Consider the following 21101-nt stretch of genomic DNA (forward strand, 5'->3'; position numbering starts at 1 on the left):
GAACTGAATATGAGTAGCGGAGACATGGGGACGGTTCTTCTGTCTGAATCTCGTGTATCGTGATTGCGTAAATGATAGACATTTGTTTGCAGTATCAGCGTCTCTTTAAGTATTAACTTAGAACTGAATATGAGTAGGATAGTTATATAGAGGGTGCGGGGACAAGTTTCTCAGTCATGTCAGACAAGAGAACCGTCCCCCTGTCTAAGCAACATGAGGACCGATTTTAAGGAGGATCTACATAATATGAAAATTGTTGACGTTATTGCTTCGCCTGGGCTTACTGGATTTTATTTTGATGACCAGAAAGCGATTAAGTGTGGAGCTACTCAGGATGGGTTTACGTGTTGTGGTGAGCCGCAAACTCTGGGGTTTAAGGCGGTTCGCCAACGAGGTGAGTCTATTTCGGTTATGCTTATTTTGGAAGATGGTCAAGTGGCGTCGGGGGATTGCGCGGCAGTTCAGTATTCTGGGTGTGGTGGTCGTGATCCACTTTTCTTGGCAGAAGATTTTATTCCAATCATTTTAGAAGAAATTGCTCCTAAGTTGGTAGGGCAGGAACTGGATTCTTTTCGAGATTTGGTGGGGGTTATAGAGAATTTAGAACGGCCGAATGGAGACCGTTATCATACGGCCATTCGTTATGGGGTGAGCCAAGCTATTCTCGATGGGGTTGCTAAAGCAAAGAAAAAGACCATGACGGAAGTGATTCTTGAGGAATACGAACTTCCGATGATCCTTGAGCCAATTCCGATCTTCACCCAAACTGGAGATGATCGTTATGATAACGCCGATAAGGCGATTATTAAACGCGCTGGGGTGTTACCGCATGCATTAATTAACAATGTAGAGACAAAGCTGGGGAAAAACGGGGAATTACTCCTCGGGTATGTCGAGTGGCTTAGAAATAGGATCATGACACTTGGTGGCGATGATTATCGTCCAGTTTTGCATATTGATGTTTACGGCACGATTGGTATCGCCTTTGAAGATGATATTGAGCGGATGGTTGAGTACTTTGTTAAGTTAGAAAAGGCAGCGTTACCGCTACATTTGAGAATTGAAGGACCGATGGATGCTGGAAGTTTGAAAGGTCAGATTGAACAACTCAAGTCTTTGCGCGAGGCATTGAAGGCTCACGGAGTAAAGGTGGAAATCGTCGCGGATGAGTGGTGCAACACGTATGAGGATATCGTTAAATTTGTGGATGCTCAAGCGGCGGATATGGTTCAAATCAAGACTCCAGATTTAGGCGGAATTCAAAATACCATTGAGGCAGTCATCTATGCCAAGAAATTCGGGGTAGGTGCTTATGTCGGGGGATCTTGCAATGAAACGGATGGTGGTGCAAGGACCGCGGTACATGTATCTCTAGCTACTCGACCAGACCAAATGCTCGCCAAACCAGGTATGGGTGTCGATGAAGGATTAATGATTGTGAGCAATGAGATGAGTAGGACACTCGCTGTGCTTAAGAGAGGTCTGCGAAACCCTAGTTCAGCCATGCGTTAGTCGCGAAACTAGGGCTCAAGTGTTGTATCTAAGTAGAGGGGATTTTGCGTAGTTACAACTTAACATTTTGTGATTTAAGATTAAAATAGAGTATATATAAAGACATTTTAAGGAGTAGACAGCGATTATGGGCAAAATTGGCTTAACAACGACGGTGCCTGTTGAAGTGATTTTCGCAGCAGGAGATATACCGGTCGATTTGAACAATATTTTTATTACGGGTCCGGAAGCTATGCGCCGAGTGGAGGAAGCGGAGCTGGCTGGATACCCGCGCAATGTATGCGGTTGGATCAAGGGATTATATACGACAGCCTTGCATAACCCTGAGATTCAGAGCATTGTTGCTGTGACTCAAGGAGATTGCAGTAATACTCACGCCCTGATGGAGACGTGGGAAGTGGAGGGAATCAACATTATTCCTTTCGCTTTTCCGTATGATCGAGATCCTGACATGCTCCGGCTTCAAATGGACAAGCTAATTGAAACGTTAGGAGCAACGTGGGAGGGTGTAAATCTGCAAAAGAAACGACTTGATCAGGTCCGAGCCCTAGCGTGGGAAATTGACCGCTTGACTTGGGAAGAAAACCGGGTGAGCGGATTTGAAAACCACCTCTACCTTGTTTCTTGTTCAGATTTTAATGGCGACCCTGAGGGCTTTGCTCGAGAGATGGAAGGGTTTATTCAAACAGCGCGAGAGCGAGAGCCTTTTTCAGAGCGGGTGCGTTCAGGGACACGTGGAAAGGGACGTGAGCTTCGTCTTGGTTTTATCGGAGTTCCACCAATTTTCCCCGAAATGTATGATTTCTTAGAAAAACACGGAGCCCGTGTTGTATTTAATGAAGTCCAGAGACAGTTTGCGATGCCCTTTGAGACGGATGACGTCGTAGAACAGTACCGCTTATACACCTATCCATACAAAGTGTTTCAACGGCTTGAGGATATTGAGCGGGAGGCAGAGCGCCGCCAACTAGACGGGATTATTCACTATACACAAAGCTTTTGTTATCGTCAGATCGAAGATTTGATTATCCGGAAAAAGCTGGATTACCCGATCCTGACCTTGGAAGGGGAAAATCCAACAGGCTTAGATGCGCGAAGTAAAATGAGGTTGGAGTCGTTCTTATCCATGCTCGGGTCGTGAGACACGTCCCTCGGCCATGCGATTGTCGTGCCAAACTAGGGCGCAAGTGTTGTATGCAAGAACGGGATTGAATGGGGGTACTAATTTAGTACATACTTTTAGGAGGGGCGCGCATGTCTGGACAAACTATCTGTGGAATTGATCTAGGAAGCCGGAGTGTGAAGATCGCCCTCATGAGGTCGGAGAACGAGGAGGAAGGATTCGAGATTCTCCGCTTGGAAAGCCTGGATACGATCCGGTTTTACCGGGAATATGGGCGGAAGCAGGGCGAGAAGCTGGTCGTGGACTTTGAGGCTTTGGGATTGCCAGTGGTGGATTGCTTAGTTTCCACTGGTTATGGGCGTAATACTTTAGAGCTTGCCGGTGGAGCGGCGATTCCGGAGCTTAAGGCGCATGTATTGGGAGCGATTTATCAGACGGGGCTCAAAGATTTTACGTTGGTTGATCTTGGTGGACAAGACAGTAAAATCATTCAGGTCCGTAACGGGAAAATGGTCGATTTTATGACGAACGATAAGTGTGCGGCCTCTTCAGGACGCTACTTAGAAAATATGGCGACTATACTTGATGTGTCCCTTGAGCAGCTCGGGCAATATGTTGATGCTCCGGTGGAGTTGAACTCGACGTGTGCGGTGTTTGGCGAAAGTGAGCTGATCGGGAAAATTGTTGAAGGGTTTCCTTTAGCTGAACTCGCGGCAGGGGTTAATTCCACAATCGTTAAACGTATTTTACCTCTCCTTCGTTCTTTCACTGGGGAGGTTTTGGTCTTTACCGGGGGGGTTGCGCATAACCACGCAGTAGGGCGGCTTTTGGAGGCGGGCTCGGGTAAGCGGATTGTAGTGCCGAAGGAGCCACAGTTTAATGGGGCGATAGGGTGTTGTTGTGAGGGGCGCGTGTGAGCGCGACCCTCAGGGCTGGAAGGGAGTTATACTTGGAGGTTAAAGCATGAGCGACGTATTGAGACTTATAACCAGCATTATGAACTATTTCCACGACAACTTAGTCTTATTGTCACGTCACTTGGGTCTGCACTTTAACGATAAGCAGCTACATTTTTTTGTCATCGGGCTTTTAGGGATAGTGCTTTTTATAATTGTAAATAAGTTTTTTAAGTATCTTGTTCGGTATAGCCTAACGGCAATTTCCTTTATCTATACGTTTACTGTCCTTGTTGTTCTAGTTTTCGCCATTGAGATTGGGCAAAAAATAACAGGTCGTGGCAACATGGAATTTCAAGATATCACGGAAGGCCTCTGGGGTTTCTTAGTTGCGTTTGCAATTTACCTAGGATTTATATTTATAGCCCGAGGGTTAAAAAAGTTATTTAAATGAGGTGATTTCCGATGAAAATAACGAAGGTTGCTAAAGCGGGTTCTTTGGAATCCAATGATATTCTAATTATGGTCATGCCCATTGAATCTGAAGGAGTGGAACTTGAACTTGAAAGTATCGTTATGCAGCAGTTTGGCGATGTGATTGAGCAAGTGATTTTACATAAGGTTAAGGAAATGAGTGTAGAGGGGATTAAGATTAAGGCCCAAGATAAGGGAGCTTTAGATTATACGATCGGAGCAAGAGTTGAAACAGCTATTAAGAGAGCCCTGTAGAAGGGGATAGATAGATACTGTATCATATGCTTTAACTAAAGCGTACGCTGCGCTTGGCTAGTTGTAGAGTTTGTTGGCTGAGCAGAATTTGATGAGGTGGGAACGTGGAAAAACTAAGAAGATCAATGCTTTTTATGCCGGGAAACAACCCAGGCATGCTTCAAGATGCGGCAATTCTAGGGGCGGATTCCATTATCCTGGATTTAGAGGATGCAGTCAGTCTCACGGAGAAAGATAGTGCCAGAATTTTAGTAAGAGAAGCCATTAAAACGATCGATTACTCAGAGGTCGAAGTCGTCGTGAGAGTTAACCCCTTGGATACAGAATTTGGGCCACACGATGTGGATATGATCGCCAGAGTTAAACCAGATACCTTATTAATCCCGAAGGCAAATGAAGAACAAATAAAGCTTGTCGATAAAATGCTCGATCAAATAGAATCTGAAGAAGGATATCTCGCGGGCAGTATTAAACTGATTGCTCTCATAGAAACGGCCGTTGGATTGGAAACTGTGTACAATGTAATACAGGCCTCAACGCGAGTAGTGGGGGTATTACTCGGAGGAGAGGATTTGACTGCGGATTTAGGAATCGCAAGAACTAGAGAGGGAGAGGAAATCTTTTATGCCCGCAATAAGGTGGCTACTGCGTGTAGGGCTCTAAAGGTCGATTCTATTGATACTCCGTTCACAGATACGGATGACTACGAGGGACTTGCAGAGGATACCGCTAAGGCCAAGAGCTTGGGCATGACAGGAAAATCAGCGATCAATCCAAGACAGATTGAGATTATCCATTCTGTTTTTGCACCGTCAGAGGCGGAACTTAATCATGCGTTGAGGGTTCTAGATGCCATGGAGGAAGCAGAGAAGGAAGGAAAAGGAGTCTTTGCCTTAGACGGCAAAATGATCGATGCTCCGGTTATCAATAGAGCAACATCCACGGTGGACCAAGGTATTAGGCTAGGACTTATTAGTGGCGAGGGTGGAGCAAGATGAAGACGATATTAGGTCGGGATCTCCCAGCTTATATTGAGGGGTATGGAGAGGTTAGTCCGTTTCAAGGTACTTTTAGGAATTATGGGATTAAGACCCGAAAAGCAGTGAATGTGACAAGCGTAACCCCTGCGAATCAGAAAGTATTAGACGACCTGGAACAGGCCTTTGATCTGCTCAAAATCAAAGATGGCATGACTATTTCCTTTCATCATCATTTAAGAAATGGTGATCATGTCTTAAATATGGTCCTTGAGGGGTTGGCCAAAAGAGGACTAAAGGATTTAACCGTTGCTGCTAGTTCGATATTCCCAATTCATGAACCCCTAGTAGAGCACTTCAAAAATGGTGTCGTCACGGGTCTTGTCTCAAACTACATATCTGGTCCTGTGGCGGAAGCAGTATCGAAGGGTAAATTGAAAAAACCTGCTATCATGCAAACCCATGGCGGACGGGCAAGGGCCATAGAAAGTGGGGATTTGCATATCGATGTGGCCTTTATCGCATCACCCACGGCAGATACTTACGGCAATATTAATGGGGTATATGGTAAATCAGCTTGCGGCACATTAGGGTATGCTATTTCTGATGCAGAATATGCGGATAAAACGGTTGCTATTACCGACAATTTAGTATCTTTCCCTGCCTGCCCGATTCAAATAAGCCAAGTCTTTGTTGATTACGTGGTCCAGGTTGAATCCATCGGAGATCCCAGAGGAATCGTTTCGGGAACCACTAAAATTACCAAAGATCCAGTGGCCTTAATCATTGCTAAAAGGACAGCTGAGGTGATAAAAGCGTCTGGTTTAGTTAAGGATGGCATGTCATTTCAAACCGGAGCAGGCGGAACCTCCCTAGCAGTCGCCTCAGAGCTTAAAGATATTATGCAGCGTGAAGGTGTGGTAGGGAGCTTTGCTTCCGGCGGAATCACTGGCTACCTTGTGGAAATGTTAGAAGAGGGACTCTTTAAAACTCTCTTTGATGTCCAATGCTTTGACCTAAAAGCCATCGACTCCTTTAGATCTAATGCCACCCACCAAGCTATGTCTGCCTCCATGTATGGAAATCCTCACACCAAGGGGGCGGTGGTGAACAATCTAGATATTATGATTCTAGGAGCTACTGAAATCGACACCGACTTTAATGTCAATGTGACAACAAGTTCCAATGGAGTGATCATGGGTGGTTCTGGTGGGCATAGTGATACGGCGGCCGGTGCAAAACTTTCCATCGTCGTCACTAATCTTATGAAGTCTAGGCTTCCAATCATCAAGGATCGAGTGACAACGATTACAACCCCTGGAGAAAGTATTGATGTGGTCGTGACAGAACGAGGAATCGCGGTCAATCCTAGAAGAGTAGATTTAATGGAAAAGCTCAGTCATACGAACCTTCCTCTGGTGAGCATCGACGAATTAAAAGAGATGGCTGAGAGAATTACGGGAATACCCAAGGGTGTACAAACGCTAGAGAAGATCGTAGCTGTAGTGGAATATCGGGACGGAAGCGTTATCGATGTAGTAAAGGCAGTGTGAGGCAGAGTGAGGCATAGTGTGTAGGCCGTGTTTTTAGACCGTTCGCACCATTTAGGCCGACAAGTCGTAATCTGCTAACTTCATTTGCCTTCATCTAAAGGAGACGAAATCAATGAACGGAGTTAACCCTCTACGGGTAAATCTCAAGGATCGGGTAGCAAGGGAAGAAGTAGAAGTCTTTCTCCAGGGTTTTGACTTAGTACTAGATCAAGATGTGGATTATACCCTAATCATTAGGGATGGTGTGTCGGGCGGAGGGAATATTCTTGCCACTTGTTCTAAAGCGAAGAGTGTCCTAAAATGCTTTGCGGTCAAAGAAGAATTTAGAGGTGAAGGGCTAACTGCCAGCTTGATTTCCAGTCTGATCGATAAACTTTTTAGTGAGGGTATATACCACAGCTTTATCTTTACGAAACCTGCGAACTCACATTTCTTTGAAGCTCTTAACTATAAACCTATCCAGAGCAATGCCGATGTTGCTCTCTTGGAAAATGGGATTTATGACATCCAGCAAGCTATCACAGAAATGAAAAGCAGGTACTCGCTGGGAGTTGCGGAAAAAGCAGCTCTTGTGATGAATTGTAATCCGTTTACCTTAGGACATTACTATTTAATAGAAGAAGTTTCAAAGAACAATCAAGAAGTCCTGGTGTTTGTTGTTGAAGAGGACCGATCTATTTTTCCCTTTAAAACAAGATATGAACTGGTTAGTAAGGGAGTCGAGCATTTAGAAAATGTTCAGGTATTACCCAGTGGAGAGTACATAATATCCTCAACTACTTTTCCTTCCTACTTTATAAAGGAAGAGGGGGCAAGGGTACGGGCATATTCAGAGTTAGACGCCTCAATTTTCGGCAAATACTTTTGCGGTCGCTTGAACATTACGAAGAGATATATAGGGGAAGAACCCTATTGCCCGGTTACGGCGGCTTATAATGCGGCTTTAGAGAAAGTCCTTCCGTCCTACGGTGTCAAGGTGACGGTAATTCCGAGAAAATCCTTGGGAGAGAGTGCTATAAGTGCATCTCGAGTTAGAAACCTACTGAAGGTAGGAGATTTTCAGAGTGAGGAACTCAACAATCTTCTGCCTGAAGTGACTTTAGAGTTTCTAAACACAAGTTTTGGAAAGGAGATCGTGGAGAAGCTGAAACGTGGCGACTCTCCGCACTAAGTGATGAAAGAATGCACCGCTGATGAACTGCTTGCAGCAAGGGAGCAAAGGGCTGTTTTGATTGAGCAACTCCTAAAACGCTATAACACCCCGCTTTTAGGGATGAGAGTAAACTATCCTGGGCTCAAGAAAACGAACACTATAACAGTAGCTATGATTAATGAAATGAGCCCTGTGATTTGTACAATTCTAAGCGATAAGGTGAGGGAAACTCTTTTTACCCAAGGGGCGGACGGTCCTGCTTTTTACGTTGCGGTTGATGAAGGGGTTTGGGCTTTAAAGACGCTGGCCATCAAAATTGAAGAAGGACATAGTCTGGGGCGATGCTTAGATCTCGACGTGTATAATAGATCGGGGTCTAGTATAAGTCGACAGGAACTTGGGTTTTCGAAACGAAAATGTTATCTCTGTGAGGACTATGCCCATCATTGCGTAAGAGCGAGGCGACATAGTGAGAGTGAGGTTATAGAGTACATTGAAGAAAGGTTTAGGAAATATCGATGACCGAGCCATCCACCTAGCGAGTCTGGCAGTACAAGCAATGCTTTATGAGGTTTCCTGCACCCCGTCGCCGGGGCTGGTTTCTAAAGTATCTAAAGGCGCACATAGTGACATGGATTATTTCACATTTCTTGATAGTGCCACCGCTCTTATTAATCCTCTGATCCGTTGTGCGGAAGCGGGGCTTTCTTACGATAGCGCGAAAGAGATTTTCAGGCAAATTCGGCGGATTGGGCAACTGGGTGAATGCCAAATGTTTCACAAAACTGCGGGCGTCAATACCCACAAGGGAACACTTTTTTTAATGGGTATTTGCTGTGCGGCCGGAGGGAAAGCCATACAATCGGGTACCTGCTTCTCATCATTGCAGAGTATTATTCAAGATATGACCGAAGGTTTAGTGGAACAGGAGTTAAATTCAAGAGTTAGCGAACTGAAAAACCTCCCAAAATCTGTGTTGACGCACGGTGAAAGACTCTTTTTAACCTATAACGTTGAAGGTATCCGAGGAGAAGTTCAAAGAGGATTACCCACGGTCTTTGACTTTTCCCTGGAGTTTTATAAGGAAAATCACGAGTTAAACCAAAACTCAAGGTTAGTGCAAACTCTGTTAGGTATTATGCAGTTTAACGAGGATACAAATATTTTGCATAGGCACTCCTTTGGTGTGTTAAAAGAAGTACAAGAAAGAGCTAAGCAGATTATTTCTATGGGGGGTATGAGAACGCCCGCAGGAGTTAAGGCGATCGAAGAAATGGATAAGGATTTTTGTAGACGCAAGATAGGTCCGGGCGGGAGTGCAGATTTATTAGGAGTTACAGTATTTCTACATTTATTAGAAGGCTTTATGGATGGCGTTTAGTTGAACGAGTTCACTCTAAAATATTTCCCAACGATAGGAAGGATTATGCAGATATGACAAGAATAAAGAAGTAGTAAGGTTTTCGCAGATGAGAAAAGACATTAAACATCTGCTTGAATACTGATAAGGAATGATATGGAAAATATTTTCTAGAATATTGAGGAGGTAAATGGATGGAAAAGGTTAATCTCAGATTTATAACCATGATGCTTTGCCTATTAGTTTCAACATTATTGTTTCCCAAAACCACGTTAGCGGCAAGTATTCCATCAGCACCGACAGATTTCAGCGCTACGGCAGAAAGCTCCAGTGAAATATACCTGGACTGGGATTCCGTCAATAACGCTACATCTTATCAAGTTTATAGGTCAACCTCGTCTTCAGGCACCTATTCCAAAATTGCTACAACAACAAGCACACAGTATACCAACACAAACTTGTCGTCTGACACCACCTATTATTACAAAATCCTAGCCCTCAACAGTGCTGGTGAAAGCCCGTATTCTTCCAAAAAATATGCAACGACGGATGAGTCCGATGATTCAGATGAGTCGGATAGTCTCTCAGCACCGGAAGACCTTAATGTTACGGCAGAAGGCCCCGATGAAATATACCTGGACTGGGATTCTGTCAGTGACGCCACATCTTATCAAGTTTATAGGTCAACCTCGTCTTCAGGCACCTACTCCAAAATTGCTACAACCACAAGCTCAAAGTATACCAACACGAACTTGTCGTCTGACACTACCTATTATTACAAAGTCCTAGCAGTCAACAGTACCGGTAAAAGCGACTATTCTTCCAAAGAGTATGCAACCACGGATGAGTCCGATGAGTCCGATGATTCGGATGAATCAGATAGTCTCTCAGCACCGGAAGACCTTACTGCTACGGCAGAAGGCCCCAATGAAATATACCTGGACTGGGATTCTGTCAGTGACGCTACATCTTATCAAGTTTATAGGTCAACCTCGTCTTCAGGCACCTACTCCAAAATTGCTACAACGACAAGCTCAAAGTATACCAATACAAACTTGTCGCCTGACACCACCTATTATTACAAAGTCCTAGCAGTCGACAGTACCGGTAAAAGCGACTATTCTTCCAAAGAACATGCAACGACGGATGAGTCAGATGATCTGTCAGCACCAAATGATCTTAGCGCTACAGTTGAAAGCTCCAGTGAAATATATTTGAAGTGGGATTCTGTCAGTGACGCAAAATCCTATTATGTGTATAGATCAACTGACTCCTCAGGTACCTACTCTAAAATTGCTACAACGACAAGCTCAAACTATACAAACACCAGCTTGTCAGCAGATACCACCTATTATTATAAAGTCCGAGCTGTCAACAGTTCTGGTGACACAAGCGACTATTCTTCAAGAGCTGATGCAAAAACTTCTAAGTCAGGCACCACTACTCCTCCATCTGATCCAACATCAGAAATCAAGTCGGAGCGATTAGCGGGGAATGATATGTATGCAACTTCTGTTGAAGTCTCCAAAGCAGGATGGAATACTTCGTATTACGCCATTATCGTAAGTGGGGAAGTTTTTTCTGATGCTTTATGCAGTGCCCCACTGGCCCAAAAATATAATTCACCCTTGTTACTGACGACAAAGGCTAGCTTAAACGCCCAAACAAAGCTTGAGCTTTCACGTTTAAAGACAAAGAACGTTATTATCATAGGCGGAACCGGTGTTGTATCATCTGCCGTTGAACAAAGCATAAAAGACATGGGAATAGAAGTCTCAAGGATTGCGGGAAAGGATCTGTATGAAACATCGATAAAAATTGCTGAAGCCATGGGAGACTCCGATCAAGCAGTAGTTGCTTGTGGGGTAAGTTTTCCGGATGCCTTGTCAATTGCGCCCATTGCTACAATGAAGGGCATGCCGATTATCCTTACACCGAAGGATACTTTGCCTGAAAATATAAAAAACTATTTATTAAAAAATGTACAAAGTACCTATGTTGTCGGCGGAACCGGTGTTATAAGTGAGAATGTCTTTAAGCAACTTCCGTCTCCTAAACGTCTTAGCGGGATCAATAGATATGAAACAAATGTTAGTATTATTAAAGAATTCGCAAATGAACTGGATTTCAGCACCTGCTATATATCAACAGGGGAATATTTCACGGATGCTTTATCAGGGTCAGCGTTAGCTTCATTGACAAATTCACCAGTTATCTTGGTTAGCGATCCTGTCGATCAGTCAACCATAAATTTCTTTAGAAGTAAGGCAAGTAGTATCGAAAAAGAAGTTGTTTTTGGAGGAACCGTCATTGTACCTGAAAGTATTCTAACTAGTCTTCATGGAAGTTCCAATGGGTCTGATGCACCCTCCACACCGACAAATATAACTGCAACCACCGCGAGTGCCAGCCAAATTAACCTTACTTGGGATTCAGTAAGCGGAGCAACATCCTATTATGTTTACGGAGCAACCTCGTCGTCTGGAACATATACCCATCTTGCGACAGTAACAACCACGGGCTATATAAATACTGGTCTATGGGCGGATACTACCTATTATTATAAAGTTCAGGCAGTAAACAATACTGGTTCAAGTCCGTATTCCGACGTTTATTCTGCAAAAACTGATAATTAATTTCCTCTTGCATTTGCTTGGCCAAGTAGTAAAATGAGAGGAAGAGTTCACAATATTCAGAACTATCATATATATTAGGAATTCTTTATTTGCTACCGGGAAATGTCTTTAGAGGAGGGGATTCGAAAAGATGAAGGAAATACTCGTGGAAGAGATTATTTCAGCGGTTGAAAAACTATGTATCGATGCAAATTATGATCTAGGCTCGGACATCATGACTGGATTTCAAAAAGCTTTAAAGGATGAGAGTTCTCCCTTGGGTATTGAGGTGTTAGAACGACTCATTGAGAATGCAGAAATTGCACACGAAGAAAGAGTTCCAATGTGTCAGGACACTGGGATGGCCGTACTATTTGTTGAAATAGGCCAGGATTTGCACGTGGTTGGTGGGGGTCTCACCGAGGCGATTAATGAAGGGGTGCGCCGTGGCTATGACTTAGGATATTTACGCAAATCAGTAGTCAAGGACCCCTTTGAGCGGGTCAATACAGGAGATAACACGCCAGCTGTGATTCATTATGATATTGTCCCCGGCGATTCTTTGCACATGGTAGTGGCTCCGAAAGGGTTTGGCAGTGAGAATATGGGGGGCTTGAAAATGTGCAAGCCTTCTGAGGGGTTGGAAGGTGCAATGCAATTTGTGGTGGACACCGTCGATCGAGCGGGTGGTAACCCTTGTCCTCCGATTATTGTGGGAGTAGGCGTTGGCGGAACGATGGAAAAAGCAACCTTGCTTGCCAAAAAGAGCTTACTTAGGGAAGTGGGAAGCCATAATCCAGAAGAGCGTCTGGCGAAGATCGAGGAAGAGTTGTTAGATCGGGTTAATCGACTTGGCATTGGTCCGCAAGGATTTGGTGGTGTGACAACTGCTCTCGCTGTCAATTTAGAGGTCTATCCCACGCACATCGCCGGAATGCCAGTTGCCGTAAACATTGGCTGTCATGCTACTCGTCATAAAGAAATCACCTTGCAAGGGAGGGCAATTGTATGAGCGAAGTCATATGCCTTGAAACTCCCCTTACCCAAGAAAAGGTCAAAGGTCTGAAAGCCGGGGATAATGTCTTAATTAGCGGTGTGATTTATACTGGGCGCGATGCAGCCCACAAAAAAATGGTCGAGGCGATGGAGCAAGGCATTGACCTTCCCTTCACGATGAAAGATCAAATCATCTATTTCGTAGGGCCCAGTCCCGCTAAAGAAGGTCAGGTGATTGGTTCGGCAGGGCCGACGACAAGCGGTCGGATGGATGCTTATTCTCCAAAGCTGATCGCCGAAGGATTAACGGGAATGATTGGCAAAGGTCTCCGTTCTTCAGAAGTAATTGAAGCGATGAAGAAACATGGTGCCGTTTACTTCGGAGCGATTGGCGGAGCGGGAGCCTTGATTGCCAAACGCATTGTTTCGGCTGAGGTAATCGCCTATCCTGAACTGGGACCAGAAGCAGTACGACGTTTAGTCGTCAAGGATTTCCCTGTCATAGTGATCATTGATCATGAGGGAAACAATCTTTATGACCTTGGAAAGGCACAGTACAAAAGAGCTTAAGTTTGTAAAATAAAAGGGTCTGTAACTAAACTTGTTCTCCAGTTTGTTACAGACCCTTTTTGTTCGGGAATCGCCGTTATTGTCGAGGATAGCCCACCACCACTCAGAAAAATTTCTGAGTTTTGTTACGCCCCTTGTTCAAAGCGAGGTTCCTGCGCCAACCATCTTCCTCAGTAAGGAAATTACTTCTGATGTTGTAATTCCTGGAGAATTCCTACGATTATTTCAATTATTATATTTAAGTGGAAAATGCAAATTTTAAAAAGTTTTCGACTTTTATTGCTTAAAATCCTATTTTTTTCGAAATCATACCTGAAAAATATCAGATTTCGATAAATTTGGGATTATTTTGCAATTATTTTTGGGCATTAAACCCTCTTAGAGTGAAATGTACACAAAAGCTTCACAATTTATACCGCAAAAGTCAAGGGTTTTGCGGTATAATGTAAATAGTCTTTGAAATCCTGATTGGAGTTGGCATGAGTTATGAATGGTTGCCCGTTATGTGGAGCACGTGAGGTAGGCCGAATTGGCCGTGAACGGTATTACTGCAGAGAATGTTGCCACGAGTGGACGAAGGGTGGCGGTGAGGTTAAAATTTATGAAGTCTTGTCCGATGGATCGGTGGAACAATTAGAAACGGAAGTCGAACCTTTCTTTCATGAATTTACTCAACGTGTAACCCGTCGTCGTGCTGGATGAAGCACAAATTAAGAGTCAACATAGCAAAACACCTTTTTAGCAATGAATTGAACAATCACTTGATAATGAATGAATAGCTAAGAGAGCCAAACGCGGAGGCTCTCTTTTGCTGTTTCTAGGATAATATTTAAATTCTAATCAAACATGCAGGATTTAGTCGAAATATATAGAAATATAACTAAGAATTACTTTAATTGTTTGAGAGGAGACGTTTTATGACGGAACTTCAACGAGATGATAAATATCGCTGGACTGGTGATGCGATTGAATGTGAGAGCGGAATTCATTGGGCCATCGCGGAACAAGCCAACGGGATCGTGGCCATAATTGTAAATTCCCCGGGCGGGGTTTTGACCGGGAAACAGGTGCGGGTTTTGGCCGAGATTGTCGGGGAGGATGGGGTCATTAAAAACACACGTCGTATGACCTCGCTGCTCCTTATTCCAAAAGAAAAAGTTGAGACTGCCTTAGAACAGCTCCAAGCAATCGGTCTCCGTGTAGCGAATTTACATAGGAGCGTTCGGAACATCGCGGCATGTCCTGGTAAAGGATTCTCACCAAACTCTCGGGGAGATACCTTAGGCCTCGCCAAGGAACTTGATGAGGCCTTTTACGGAACGATTCTTCCTTGGGATTTTAAAATTGGAATATCTGGTTGTCCGCGCAATTGTACTGGTGTGCAATGCCAGGATCTGGGGCTGATGGCAGAGCCACGCGGGAAATATTCGATTTGGATCGGTGGTTCTGAGTCAGGGATGAGTCCTACGCATGGAAAATTAGTGCGAAAAGGAATTCCTCGGACCCAGGTTATCCCTGTAGTGAAACGGATTTTGGAAACTTATGCTGAAGGGGCAGAGGAATTTGGAGCAGAGCTTGGTGAAGGAGCCCGGGTTCGGCTTTATCATGTCTTAGAGAAAACGGGTTCGGAACGGTTTGCGCTGGCAATCGAAGAAGTCCTGAATAACCCGCATGTTGTGTAATAGTTATAAGTACGACCTAACTAAAAGTAAAAAAGGAGCAGGGATTACTATGGCAACTCGGGGGTTCAGTAAGCTTAGTGCCTATAAGGCATTTTCAAAGATGGATAAATCTTGTGCGGAAGGGTGTAAATGTTCTGCCTTGTGCCAATTGTTCATGGCCAAGGAATTCTTAAGTTTATCCGCTCAGACAGGGGAAAAATTTAACGATAAGATCCCAGAGGACATTCTGGATATGTTCCGGAGCGTGCCCTTGATTCCCGAACGATATAAAAATATGGAATTGCAAGAGGCCTTCGGTGAGGTACAAAGTATATGTGATGACTGTGCAATTGATGAGCACGATGCCTTTTGTACGGTAAACGTAGTTCTCACAGCCTTAGGAATTCTACTCGAAGGTAAAGAATTTACTACTGATAAGGATCAGATACTTTCTGGGGAATAGGGATTATAAATTTAATCCCATGAAAATAGTGAACTCGTTTAACTAAAGTCGAAAATTGAGTTTGGCGAACCACTCCCGTAGCTTGAAGGAAATCTCACTTAAATAGAAAATTTAATGATAGATAATGAAAGGATGATCTGTTTGATTCGCTTACACCAGTTTGACTTAGATGAATCCATTCGCTTGTTGAGAATAGATTCAGAACAGTTGGTCTTGATTAAAGAGGTTAGATCAGTCGTTGAACATGATTCGGAGGAAATCATCCGAAATTTCTACGCTCATGTCACAACATTACCAGGGCTTAAAGCGATTATTGAACAATTTTCGTCTGTGGAAAAGTTGAAAATAACCATGAAGAAGTATCTGCTTTCTCTCTTTCCGGACAAGATTGATGAAGAGTTTATGCAGTGGCGAGTTACGATTGGGGAGGTTCACAATCGGATCAATCTACCTCCGTTTTATTATCTGAGTGCCAATCAAATTCTTTGCGACGAAATCATACCTCGGATTTTTAAGCACTATCGTAAAAAAACTGACCAGGCCATTCGCGCCTCTTTAGCTGTTCAGAGAATCTTGAGTTTTGACCAGCAAGTCGTTATGGCTAGCTATATTCAATCTTATATGACCGAAATTGACAAAAAGGCTGAGTTAGAGAAGGCCTTACATGAAATTGATAGCTTGCAACGCAGGGTCAGTGAAGCCAGCCAAGCCTTAGCGGCAACTTCGGAAGAAACAGCGGCCTCTGCATCGGAAATGAATGAAGCCACAGCACAAATTTCGAATAATGCGTCTGAGGCGGCTCAATTCTCTGGAAAGGTGGATGCTTTGGCACAAGAGGGTGCCCGAAAGATTCAAATGATCTCAGAAACGATTTTGCGTCTAGCGGGTATGACATCCGAGATGAAAGGGAAAATGACCGAACTCGATAATAGCTCCGCGCGTATTGCTTCGGTTACGGATGTGATCAAGGAAATTGCTTCCCAAACCAATCTCTTGGCCTTAAACGCTGCCATCGAAGCGGCACGTGCAGGAGAAAGTGGTCGAGGCTTCGGTGTCGTTGCGGAGGAAGTGAAGAAGCTCGCCACTCATTCCGAACAGTCTGTCAAAGAGATCAGTGCACTGATTATGCTCACAAAGCAAAATACTCTGGCCGTGAATCAATCCATTGCTCAAACCACTGACGCCATGCAGATTGCTGCAGCGGAGGCAAGCGAAGTGGTAGGCCGTTTTGGAGACATTATGTCTGCAATTAATGCCAGTATCCAACAGGTTCAGGGAATTGCTCAACAGATTGATGCTTTAGCACTGACTGCTGGACAAATAGGGGCTGCATCTGAAGATGTGGCTAACTCGGCGACGAGTCTGGCGCAGATGGGTTTGCGAGATTAGGTGATTAGGTGACACAGCGCAGAGCAAACTAACCGCGCAAGCTCCTGTCTTTTGGAGTCGGGCAGAACATGAGTGAGTGTTCCTGCGCAATTGCGTCGTCTTGGCGCATTGAGGGTTGCACGTTCATGTGCGCTGCCCTGTATCTGGGGCCGGGAGCCTGCACGGACGTTTGCTGGTCGGCTTAAGTAGACATCGAGCGCTTGTCACACTTCGTCCCGGGCTTGTGGTTGTGGTACGGAGGAAGTTTAGACATTTCGAAGAGGTTGGAGGACGGCACATTTCATGTGCACCGTCCTGCTTTGCGTGTAAATCGGAGACGGTTTTTTCTTGCCCTTGAATTCTTTGGTCAAATAAAGTTGGGGTTTCTGATTGATATCTAAAAAGCAAGAAGTAGCTTTATTGGGGGAACGGAAATTGTTGCAAGATGCCTTCTATCTTCGCCGTATGTGGAGTTTTTCACATGCGCTTGATCTCGGTTTGGTAGATGAAGAAATTGAAAGGGGCTTACAGTTTTCACTGGGGCAACGTCACGGAGAACGTGTAGCGTATATTGCCATGCGTTTAGGTCGGGTACTAAAATTTAGTAAAGAAGAGTTGGTGGAGCTCACTGTCGCTGGGCTTTTACATGATATTGGAGCACTTGGTTGCTTTCGAGCATATAATGGAGATCCGCGGATCCTAGAAAAACATTGCCTTTCTGGAGCGGCAATAGTCGAACGTTTTCCATCGGGAGAGATTCTTACCACAGCGATCAAATATCACCATGAAACTCCAGATCCTTTGGCCAGTGCTTTGCGTGCGCCATACGAGGAAGTACCGTTAATGGCCCGTATTTTGTCCTTGGCAGATCAGGTTGATCTTCGCTTGAAGCGGACTTTAACTAGCCATGGGGAGCGGGACGAGATTATAGAATGGGTCACGGCGGAAACTGGGACGTTGTTTTATCCCGAGGTTGCCTCTGCGTTTAAACACGTAGCTCAAAAAGAGGCTTTTTGGCTAGATATCGAACAACCTGATTTACTCCAGATTTCTTTAGGGCTCTTATTTGGACAGTGGCAATTACCTGCGACGCGCGAATTAGAAATAGGGTTCACAGATGATTTGGCGACAACGTTTGCTGATTTGATCGATCAGAAGAGTCAATTTACGGCGCGACACTCACGGTCGGTTGCTGAAACAGTAGAGCGTTTGGCTAGGGGATTAGGTTGGAAGTCGGAGCGGCTTCACGAAATCTATGTGGCAGGCTTACTACATGATTTGGGGAAGCTCTCTGTACCTAAGAAAATTCTGGATAAACCGGGGCCACTTAACAGCTCTGAGATTGATATCATTCGTACGCATACGTACCATACGCATCGCTTATTGACGGAGGCAGGTTTTCCTACTCGCATGGTGGAATGGGCTGCTCATCACCATGAACGTCTCGATGGCAAAGGATATCCTTTTGCTTTGGTGGGAGACGAAATCGATGAGGGATCCCGTTTGATGGCAATTGCAGATATCTTTGTGGCACTAACGGAGGATCGACCTTATCGTCTGGCGATGACTCTAGGTGAATCGTTAGCGCTGATTCAGCGCGGAGCAGGGCCAATGCTGGACGCACGATTGGTGGAGATGGCGAAAAGAATGCTATCTTAAGGGAGCTTGATTGAACGATTTATTCTGGTACCTAAGGTAATTTGTTGAAAGAGTTCGAGAATAATTTCACTTAAACTTAAAAGTAGAATTTTCGCGATTATAGTAAAACCCTCGAATAATAGATCACTATTATGATATACTTGAGGAAGTATATGGTAATAGTGATCTATTTATGCTCAAAAGGATTAAAGTAGCCGGCTAAGGGATAATCAGCGCAGTTTTTATCTCCAAAGGGATTGTCACGATTCCGCCATTCCAACCATTAAAACAAATTCACATTCTGCTTTATTTTACATATTTTAATATTCACTAGACCTAACGGATAAAGAATTTATTATGTACGGAAAATAGATGGTGTTAATAAGTATATTTTGGTAAATAATACCTTTGTATCTGGAAGGAGGGACGAAAAAATGACCAGCAATCGTTATCTAGCAGTAATTGGAGATTTGGTTGATTCCAAAAAGATTATTGGTGAACAGCGAAAACAAGTACAATCTAGGTTAGAGGAAACACTTGACTCTGTGAACCAGCTGTATCGAGAGTTTATTGTGTCAGATTTTCTTATTACGCTAGGCGACGAATTCCAGGGACTATTGCGACCTAATGCACCACTGTATGAGATTATTTCCTGTGTTATTGAAGGTATTAACGCAGAAAGTTATAAGGAAAAATTTGTAGAAGTGCGTTTTGGTATTGGTTTGGGGCGCATATTAACGGATATTAAAAAAGTAGCCCTAGGTATGGATGGACCAGCGTTTCATTACGCCAGAAAAGCTTTGGATATAAGCCATAATAGAAAAGGGCATGCCATAATTTTCAAGGCAGAACCTAGCACTATTATTGAGCAAGATGAAACTACAATAAATACTTTGCTGGGGCTCCTTGCCGTTTCGCGAAAGTTCTGGATACACAAAGCCAATAGGTTTAATGAGATTTTGCCATATTTAAGAGAAAATAAAAATCAAAGAGACATTGCTAGCTTATTAAACTGTACCCAACCTTTAGTTAGTAAGCTGGTGGCTTCAGCTTATTGGAGTGAGATTAAAGAGCTGGAGTCAACCGTTGATGCCCTCATTAAGACGTGTTTAGATACACCAAAAGCACGAGGAAATCGAAAAAAAAATAGCTATGCCAGTCCTGTATAAACTATAAATTACAAATAAAAATTTATTATATTTTTAAGATATAACTGTATAGGTTATATCTTTGTTTTATAACTTATATAGTTATAAAAATCGTACAAATCATACAAATTATTGTCATTTCATTATGTTATTATTTAGATAAGGTCATAACTGCGGGTTATCTATAAGCTGGTGAGGTGAAGAAGGATGTTTTCAGATTACTTTTTGGCTTTGTTACTAGCACATTTGGCCGGTGACTTTGTTTTCCAGAATGATCGGTTATGCAAATTGAAAATAGATCCTGATATAAAGCAGCGAATGCAGGGTGTATCAATACATATAGTAATTATTTTCATATTAAATATAATAGTTTTCAGGTCTATATTTGAAAGTATTCCCTGGATTGTGTTATTTTTAGTAAACTCTTTTCACTGGCTTTTAGATATAGTTAAGTCTACCATCCAAGCAGAAATGAAGATTTGTGACATCGACTCTGTTATGACAAGCAAACTTGAAAATACTTCAGTAACAGAGAAGAGCACAGTGATAGAAATTGACGCTTATGACCCTGTCGATGCTACCACTTCTAAAAGAGAATTAGAAAAGGAAAAGGTTACCGAAACTGAAAAGATAACCGAAAAGATAACTGAAAAGATTTTGAAACAAAGTCCGTATTCTGGTCACATAAAATCTAAGTTGAAAACAATCGATATGACAGTACCCTTATTCTTTGGGGACCAAGTGTTACATTTAATAAGCATTTTTATTGCAGCCCATGCACTATACAATTTCGATTTAAGCCATTACATGGGCTTTTATTATCAATATGTTAATGGATCTGTATCTGTTTCTGAATCATTGACTTCGATGAAGAAAGTTCTACTGGCTTTAATCTACTTATGTCTTGTCACGTCTGTAGCTAATGTTGTTGTTAGGACATTGTTAGGTGGAATACGAAAAGATTTAGGTGCAGATGCTAAAACTGGGAGGTATATCGGTGGAGTTGAGCGTATTCTAACCATTAGTATTATTTTAGCGGGTGCCTGGAATGCTCTGGCCGCCTTATATGGTTCAAAGACCGCTATTCGATTTAATCAAGCTAAGGAAAACCCGGATTTTGCAGAATACTATATTCTGGGAACAACTTTATCTGCTTTGTTTGCGGTTATTATCGCCGTCGCTGTGAAAATTACATTTTTTTAATAATAATTTGCTGAGATGTAATATTAACTCACCCAAGAATCCCCTGGATTCATCCATGGAGATTGTCAATCAACTTTGTTTGTTAAGTTCAATTCGTACGAAAAACTAAAGTGAATATCATGAAACGGGGCTTACT

General features: G+C 43.4%; 20 protein-coding genes. All 20 read left to right on the forward strand.

Going from position 1 to position 21101, the window contains the following annotated elements; translation table 11 throughout:
• The first annotated feature begins 246 nt into the window (after positions 1-246).
• The 20 genes from E4K67_RS01130 to E4K67_RS01225 all read left to right on the forward strand — a co-directional run bounded on the left by E4K67_RS01130 (position 247) and on the right by E4K67_RS01225 (position 20965).
• Entirely contained in the window at positions 247-1512 is a 1266-nt protein-coding gene (locus tag E4K67_RS01130; protein ID WP_135544582.1) for a methylaspartate ammonia-lyase, read from the forward strand.
• 127 nt (positions 1513-1639) lie between these two features.
• Positions 1640-2653: a 2-hydroxyacyl-CoA dehydratase family protein gene (locus tag E4K67_RS01135; protein WP_135544583.1), complete on the forward strand. Its 1014-nt coding sequence runs from the start codon at positions 1640-1642 to the stop codon at positions 2651-2653.
• Between the two features lie 113 nt (positions 2654-2766).
• Positions 2767-3552: an acyl-CoA dehydratase activase gene (locus E4K67_RS01140; protein WP_135544584.1), complete on the forward strand. Its 786-nt coding sequence runs from the start codon at positions 2767-2769 to the stop codon at positions 3550-3552.
• Between the two features lie 46 nt (positions 3553-3598).
• Positions 3599-3985, forward strand: coding sequence for a hypothetical protein (locus E4K67_RS01145; RefSeq protein ID WP_135544585.1), 387 nt, complete (start codon positions 3599-3601; stop codon positions 3983-3985).
• 11 nt (positions 3986-3996) lie between these two features.
• Positions 3997-4260, forward strand: a complete 264-nt coding sequence (citD, locus tag E4K67_RS01150) for a citrate lyase acyl carrier protein (RefSeq protein WP_135544586.1) — start codon at positions 3997-3999, stop codon at positions 4258-4260.
• A 104-nt stretch (positions 4261-4364) separates the two neighbouring features.
• Entirely contained in the window at positions 4365-5258 is an 894-nt protein-coding gene (locus tag E4K67_RS01155) for an HpcH/HpaI aldolase/citrate lyase family protein (RefSeq protein ID WP_135544587.1), read from the forward strand.
• Positions 5255-6790: a citrate lyase subunit alpha gene (gene citF, locus E4K67_RS01160; RefSeq protein ID WP_135544588.1), complete on the forward strand. Its 1536-nt coding sequence runs from the start codon at positions 5255-5257 to the stop codon at positions 6788-6790. The genes E4K67_RS01155 and citF overlap by 4 nt, the downstream gene beginning before the upstream one ends.
• A gap of 112 nt (positions 6791-6902) precedes the next feature.
• Positions 6903-7961, forward strand: a complete 1059-nt coding sequence (citC, locus tag E4K67_RS01165; protein ID WP_135544589.1) for a [citrate (pro-3S)-lyase] ligase — start codon at positions 6903-6905, stop codon at positions 7959-7961.
• A 3-nt stretch (positions 7962-7964) separates the two neighbouring features.
• Positions 7965-8465, forward strand: a complete 501-nt coding sequence (gene citX, locus E4K67_RS01170) for a citrate lyase holo-[acyl-carrier protein] synthase (protein ID WP_199242427.1) — start codon at positions 7965-7967, stop codon at positions 8463-8465.
• Positions 8437-9324, forward strand: coding sequence for a triphosphoribosyl-dephospho-CoA synthase CitG (gene citG, locus E4K67_RS01175; protein WP_274594819.1), 888 nt, complete (start codon positions 8437-8439; stop codon positions 9322-9324). Before citX ends, citG begins: the two co-directional genes overlap by 29 nt.
• 173 nt (positions 9325-9497) lie before the next feature.
• On the forward strand, positions 9498-11939 hold the full coding sequence (locus tag E4K67_RS01180) for a cell wall-binding repeat-containing protein (RefSeq protein ID WP_135544591.1): 2442 nt from the start codon (positions 9498-9500) through the stop codon (positions 11937-11939).
• Positions 11940-12069: 130 nt separating this feature from the next.
• Positions 12070-12930, forward strand: a complete 861-nt coding sequence (locus E4K67_RS01185) for a fumarate hydratase (protein WP_135544592.1) — start codon at positions 12070-12072, stop codon at positions 12928-12930.
• A complete protein-coding gene (locus tag E4K67_RS01190; protein WP_135544593.1) occupies positions 12927-13484 on the forward strand; it encodes a Fe-S-containing hydro-lyase in 558 nt (185 codons plus the stop codon). Before E4K67_RS01185 ends, E4K67_RS01190 begins: the two co-directional genes overlap by 4 nt.
• A gap of 486 nt (positions 13485-13970) precedes the next feature.
• Positions 13971-14186 carry a hypothetical protein gene (locus E4K67_RS01195; RefSeq protein ID WP_135544594.1) on the forward strand — a complete coding sequence of 72 codons (216 nt, stop codon included), beginning with the start codon at positions 13971-13973 and terminating at the stop codon, positions 14184-14186.
• 215 nt (positions 14187-14401) lie between these two features.
• Entirely contained in the window at positions 14402-15166 is a 765-nt protein-coding gene (locus E4K67_RS01200) for an NAD(P)/FAD-dependent oxidoreductase (protein ID WP_135544595.1), read from the forward strand.
• 49 nt (positions 15167-15215) lie between these two features.
• On the forward strand, positions 15216-15608 hold the full coding sequence (locus tag E4K67_RS01205; protein ID WP_135544596.1) for a nitrite reductase: 393 nt from the start codon (positions 15216-15218) through the stop codon (positions 15606-15608).
• Between the two features lie 141 nt (positions 15609-15749).
• Positions 15750-16997 carry a globin-coupled sensor protein gene (locus E4K67_RS01210; RefSeq protein ID WP_135545132.1) on the forward strand — a complete coding sequence of 416 codons (1248 nt, stop codon included), beginning with the start codon at positions 15750-15752 and terminating at the stop codon, positions 16995-16997.
• 414 nt (positions 16998-17411) lie between these two features.
• Positions 17412-18635: an HD domain-containing phosphohydrolase gene (locus E4K67_RS01215; RefSeq protein WP_135545133.1), complete on the forward strand. Its 1224-nt coding sequence runs from the start codon at positions 17412-17414 to the stop codon at positions 18633-18635.
• A 413-nt stretch (positions 18636-19048) separates the two neighbouring features.
• Positions 19049-19783, forward strand: coding sequence for a SatD family protein (locus tag E4K67_RS01220; RefSeq protein ID WP_158408366.1), 735 nt, complete (start codon positions 19049-19051; stop codon positions 19781-19783).
• A gap of 186 nt (positions 19784-19969) precedes the next feature.
• On the forward strand, positions 19970-20965 hold the full coding sequence (locus E4K67_RS01225) for a DUF3307 domain-containing protein (RefSeq protein ID WP_135544598.1): 996 nt from the start codon (positions 19970-19972) through the stop codon (positions 20963-20965).
• Positions 20966-21101: the final 136 nt, after the last annotated feature.

Origin of the sequence: Desulfosporosinus fructosivorans (assembly GCF_004766045.1) — a bacterium.
Lineage (GTDB): Bacteria > Bacillota > Desulfitobacteriia > Desulfitobacteriales > Desulfitobacteriaceae > Desulfosporosinus > Desulfosporosinus fructosivorans.